The 5430-nt window shown below is 31.8% G+C and carries 6 protein-coding genes; 4 read left to right on the top strand and 2 right to left on the bottom strand.

Annotation, left to right across the window (positions count from 1 at the left end; all coding sequences use genetic code 11):
• On the top strand, window positions 1-147 hold a 147-nt coding region (locus TA89_RS19030), incomplete at its 5' end, for an aminopeptidase (RefSeq protein WP_147590077.1).
• A gap of 56 nt (window positions 148-203) precedes the next feature.
• On the opposite strand, the gene TA89_RS05040 is transcribed toward TA89_RS19030, so the two are convergent.
• Both TA89_RS05040 and TA89_RS05035 read right to left on the bottom strand, forming a co-directional pair.
• Window positions 204-386, bottom strand: coding sequence for a hypothetical protein (locus TA89_RS05040; RefSeq protein ID WP_040211429.1), 183 nt, complete (start codon window positions 384-386; stop codon window positions 204-206).
• Between the two features lie 54 nt (window positions 387-440).
• Complete coding sequence (locus tag TA89_RS05035) at window positions 441-995, bottom strand: hypothetical protein (RefSeq protein WP_040211427.1); 555 nt, start codon at window positions 993-995, stop codon at window positions 441-443.
• Between the two features lie 163 nt (window positions 996-1158).
• Between TA89_RS05035 and TA89_RS05030 the strand changes: the two genes are divergently transcribed.
• From TA89_RS05030 to TA89_RS05020, 3 genes are all read left to right on the top strand, one after another.
• Entirely contained in the window at window positions 1159-1842 is a 684-nt protein-coding gene (locus TA89_RS05030) for a DUF554 domain-containing protein (protein WP_040211425.1), read from the top strand.
• 44 nt (window positions 1843-1886) lie between these two features.
• Window positions 1887-3638: an ABC transporter ATP-binding protein gene (locus TA89_RS05025; protein WP_040211424.1), complete on the top strand. Its 1752-nt coding sequence runs from the start codon at window positions 1887-1889 to the stop codon at window positions 3636-3638.
• A partial coding sequence (locus TA89_RS05020) for an ABC transporter ATP-binding protein (protein ID WP_040211421.1) occupies window positions 3638-5430 on the top strand: 1793 nt, incomplete at its 3' end. The genes TA89_RS05025 and TA89_RS05020, both read left to right, overlap by 1 nt.

The raw sequence follows: 5430 nt of genomic DNA, 5'->3' as shown, positions 1-5430 counted from the left end.
ACCAAAAGTGAGTTAGAAGCTGCCGGTGTCAATAATTCTTTAACTCATGTAGATTTTATGATTGGAACAGAGGATTTTGAAATAATCGGCCTTACTCATGATAATAAAAAAATCCCCATATTTATAAAGGGAAATTGGTCCTATTAAAAAAAAGCACCGCAGAGCCATCTCTGCGGTGCTTTATAAACATAAGCAAATACTAATTATGGGATTACTTCCTTCTTTCCTTCTGCTGGACTTATTATTTCATCCTTAAGCTCTTCTTCCCTGCATAGGCAATAATATAAATTATCATACTCATACTGCTCACTGTTAATCTTTATATTTATTCCGCCTTTAACTTCTTCTTTTAATTTCTTACCTAGTAAGTTTCTCAATATACCCATTACAGAATGCCTCCTATTAGGTTTTATAGAAATTATTCCCTAATGGCTATATAATTATTCATTTGATTTTCTGTACTGCTGCAATATCATGGCTATAAATTTATTTGCTATATTGAAGTTTTTATATTGATTACGAACTATAATTCTATCTCTGTTTAACATAAAAAAGTTACTTCTCCATCTGTAGGCTATTAATAGGCAGGTTATGATTTTGTTAATTTCAGTAGGATTTTCATCTAATAAATTACTTCCTATAAAGTCTTTAACATTATATTCTCCTGATTTTGTGTCAAAGGTTTCTTCAGTATTTCTTGTCATTTTTTCAAAAAGCTCATTTAAATTTTTATCTTTAACGTATCTATTTCGAAAGTAGTCAAAATATGCATCTACCACGCTTGAAGATCTGTTTTGCTTTTCTGTCTTTAAATCCTTAAGCACAAAATCTGAAATACTCTGTGCATTTGCCACTCCCTTACAGGCCTTTACCTGAAACATGTCCCACATAAATGTAAATGTTTTAAGCTCTTGAAAGTCCTTACTGCTTAACGGTTCAGAGTTATTCATAAAATCATTTACCCACTTAAGACTATCAAATTCTACTGATATCATATTAATCGCCTCCCGTAATTCTCCTTATAATTATTATATAGATTTTTCTAATAACTATCAAACTAATAACTGAATATTTTGATAAAATAAAATTCTGTTATTTCGTATAATAAATTACATGATATAATTTATATACTAGACATAAAATGAAGGAGTGTTTTACTTGAAAGGAACATTAGTGAATTGTTTTGCAATCCTTATAGGTGGTTTTATAGGATTACTCATAAAGGGCGGGATACCGGAAAAAATTAATAAAACGGTGATGCAAGCTGTAGGACTAGCAGTTATAATAATTGGAATATCAGGAAGCCTCAAAGGTTCCAATATGCTGTTAACTATTGTTTCCCTTGCTCTGGGAGCACTGGTGGGAGAGTTTATAGATATAGAAAATGCCTTATCTAAATTCTCAGTCTCTATAGAAAATAAATTCAAAAAAATAGGTAAAGGGGATTTCTCCCAGGGCTTCGTATCTGCAACACTGCTTTTTTGTGTAGGGGCCATGGCTATAGTTGGTTCATTAGACAGCGGACTTAAGGGTAATCATGAAATACTCTATACTAAATCAGTACTTGATGGTATTTCATCAATTGTATTTGCCTCTTCTTTAGGTGTGGGAGTTCTCTTCTCATCTCTTGCAGTTTTAATGTATCAGGGAACTATAACTTTATCAGCTTCACTAATAAAAAATATTCTCACTCCATCCCTTATTAACGAAATATCTGTAGTAGGAAGCATCTTAATATTAGCTTTAGGACTTAATATTTTAGGAATAACAAAAATTAAAGTAGCTAATATGCTGCCTGCTATCTTTATACCTATGTTATATTTCTTTTTAATAATTACATAATTATATAATTACATAATTACATAATGTCAAAGGAGCGATACTTTATGCATAAATTAAAATCCATCTTTAAATATGCCTACAAGTATAAGAATAAATATATGTTAGGCATAGGGGTTTTACTATTAGTAGATTTAGTACAGCTAGCCCCTCCAAAAATAATAGGAGTAATAAGCGATAGCCTATCAACTGGATATGCTTCAGATAAATTCATATTAAAATTTGTACTTCTATTATTAGCTGCCGCGTCAGTAATTGCAGCAGGGAGATTTATTTGGAGGATATTTATTATAGGAACCTCAAAGAATATCGAATATGATATTCGGAACACTTTTTTTAAACATCTTCAATCAATGTCCATTAATTTTTATAACAGCAAAAAAACCGGAGACTTAATGGCTCTGGCTACAAATGATTTAAATTCAGTAGTACATGCCTTAGGTTTTGGAGTAGTAATGATAGTCGACTCAATATTTATGTCTTTCATAACTATCATAATTATGCTTAGTATAAATACGAAGCTAACTATAATCTCTCTGATACCACTCCCCTTCATTTCAATAATAGCCTCAAAATTCGGTAAAAAAATTCATAAAAAATATATGTCCGTTCAAAAAGCCTATTCATCACTGACAGATATAGTACAGGAAAACCTTTCAGGAATAAGAGTTGTAAAATCCTACGTTCAAGAGGATAGTGAATTCGAGAAATTCTCCGCTGAAAATAATCATAATTTAAAAGAAAATATGGAATTTGCAAAACTTTGGGGATTATTACACCCCTTAGTTGAATTACTGGCTTCACTTGGATTTGTAATATTTATTGGCTTAGGAGGTCTATATGTCATTCAGGGAGATATTTCCCTTGGAGACTTTGTAGCTTTTAATATGTATCTTGGACAGCTTGTATGGCCTATGATGGCAATAGGATGGGTTATAAACGTAATCCAAAGAGGCTTCGCCTCCTTGGAAAGAATTGAAGAAATACTCAAAGAAAACCCAGAAATTGTAAGCACCCCTGGGGTGCATACAATTAATTCCATTAACGGGGATATAGATATTAAAGATTTAACGTTTTATTATAAGGATACAAAAGAACCTGCTCTTAAGAATATAAACCTTCATGTAAACAAGGGGGAAACCTTAGGAATTATCGGTAGAACCGGAAGTGGTAAGAGTACACTGGTAAACCTTCTTGTCAGACTTTTTAATATAGATGATGGAAAAATAACCATTAACGGTTATGATATAAATTCTATTCCTTTAAAGACACTTAGAGAAAATATTGCACTTGCTTCCGATCCCTTCTTATTTTCTTCTAATATAACGGAGAACATAAATCTTTCTCAGGACTCACTGAATATAGAAGCTGTTATAAAAGCTTCGAAGGATGCTGATATATATGATAATATTATGGATTTTCCTGAAGGCTTCGACACTATAGTTGGAGAACGAGGTGTTACACTCTCCGGTGGTCAAAAGCAGAGGGTCTCTATTGCAAGAGCTCTTATTAAGGATCCTGAAATACTGATTTTGGATGATTGTTTATCTGCTGTAGATGCAAAGACAGAGGCTAAGATACTTGAAAATCTAAAATCTATAATGATGGATAGGACTTCTATAATAATATCCCACAGGATATCCGCTGTTAAAAACAGTGATAATATATTAGTTCTTGATGAGGGAGAAATAGTAGAGCAAGGCAAGCACTCTGAGCTTATATCTCTTAAAGGATTATATAATGAAATCTACGAAAAGCAGCTTATAGAAGAAAAAATCCAGGAGGAAGGTGATAATTGATGGAGCACTTTGATGAAGAAATTCAAATAAAACAGTATGATTCTAAACTGATGAAAAGACTTCTTTCCTTTACAAAACCTTTTAAAAAGTATTTTGCTGTAGTTATGCTTTTGATGGTTATATCCACGGTATTTACATTAATCATGCCGGTTTTTATGAAAACAGCTATTGATGATTATATTAACGGCTTTAGAATGCCGGTTTATGAAGTAACACAAGATACCTATAAATCAGTTAATATTCATGGCAGTTTTTTTATTAAAGTACCTAAAGGAGATATTTCTTTTGAAAAAAATAAAGTTTATTCCATAGCTTATTATAATAAAAAAGCATACTTAGTGGAGGGCTCTTTAGACTATAGTAATGACTTTATCATAGAAAACAATATACTTATTCAGGGTGATAAAAGTCATAAAATTTTTAAAGAACTGAGTAAATCAGAGATTAATTCCCTTAGAAATAAAGATATTAACGGACTTACTTACATGGTTATAGTGCTTCTTGCCATTTACGTCCTTGGGTTTATAGTTAATTACACTCAAATTTATATTCTCCAATATACAGGTCAAAAAATAGTTGTTGATATAAGAAATAAACTTTTTACTCATATTGAAGGCTTAAGCTTATCCTTTTTTGATAAAACTCCTGTAGGTAAGCTTGTAACAAGACTTACAAATGACGTACAAACCCTTAATGAAATGTATACCGGTGTATTGATATTTTTAATTAAAGATGTATTTATGCTTTTTGGTATCGTCCTTGCAATGTTTATGCTAAACGTAAAACTTACTATGATATCAATCATTACTGTTCCGTTTATATTTTTTACTGCAGTTTTATTTAAAAAATATGATAGAGCAGCTTATAGAAAAGTAAGGTCAAGATTATCAAAAATTAATGCCTTTTTGTCAGAAAATATTTCAGGTATGAAGATAGTACAAACCTATCATAAGGAGGAAAAAAAGTTTATAGAATTTGACAACATAAATACCGCCTATAAGGATGCGTCTATGGAGCAGACCACTGTTTTTGCTGTATTTAGACCTATAATAGAGCTTTTATCTTCCATAACCATGGCACTTGTAATATGGTATGGAAGTTCTAAAATTATAAGAAATGAGTTGGGCTTTGGTTTGGTTTTTGCTTTTGTAAATTATATCACCATGTTCTTTCAGCCTATCTTTGACCTTACTGAAAAATACGACTTACTTCAATCCTCCATGGCTTCTTCAGAAAGGATATTTGAGCTTTTGGACAATAAAAGCATAATACAGGATCCCGTATCTCCTAAAAAAGTAGCCCGACTAAGAGGTAAAATTGAATTTAAAAATGTCTGGTTCGCTTATAATGAAGATGACTGGGTTTTAAAAGATGTGAGCTTCACCATTAATCCTGGAGAAAAAATAGCCTTCGTAGGTGCCACAGGAGCAGGAAAAACCTCGATTATTAGCTTAATTACAAGGCTTTATGACATACAAAAAGGGGAAATATTAATCGATGGAATTAATATAAAGGATATGAAACAAGAGGACTTAAGAAAAAATGTTGCAGCTGTGCTTCAGGATGTTTTCCTGTTCACCGGAGATATTAAATCAAATGTAAGGCTTAATGAAAGCTCTATAACCGACGAGGATATAATAAAGGCCTGCAGGTATGTTAATGCTGATAAATTTATAGAAAAGCTTCCTAAAGCTTATGATTCTCCTGTAAATGAAAGAGGAACCACCTTATCTCAGGGACAAAGACAATTAATTTCCTTTGCAAGAGCTATAGCTTTTGATCCACCGATTTT

The sequence above is a fragment of the Clostridium polynesiense genome (genome assembly GCF_000820705.1).
Classification (GTDB): Bacteria; Bacillota; Clostridia; order Clostridiales; family Clostridiaceae; genus Clostridium_AA; species Clostridium_AA polynesiense.
This window is presented reverse-complemented; position numbering and strand designations above follow the sequence as displayed.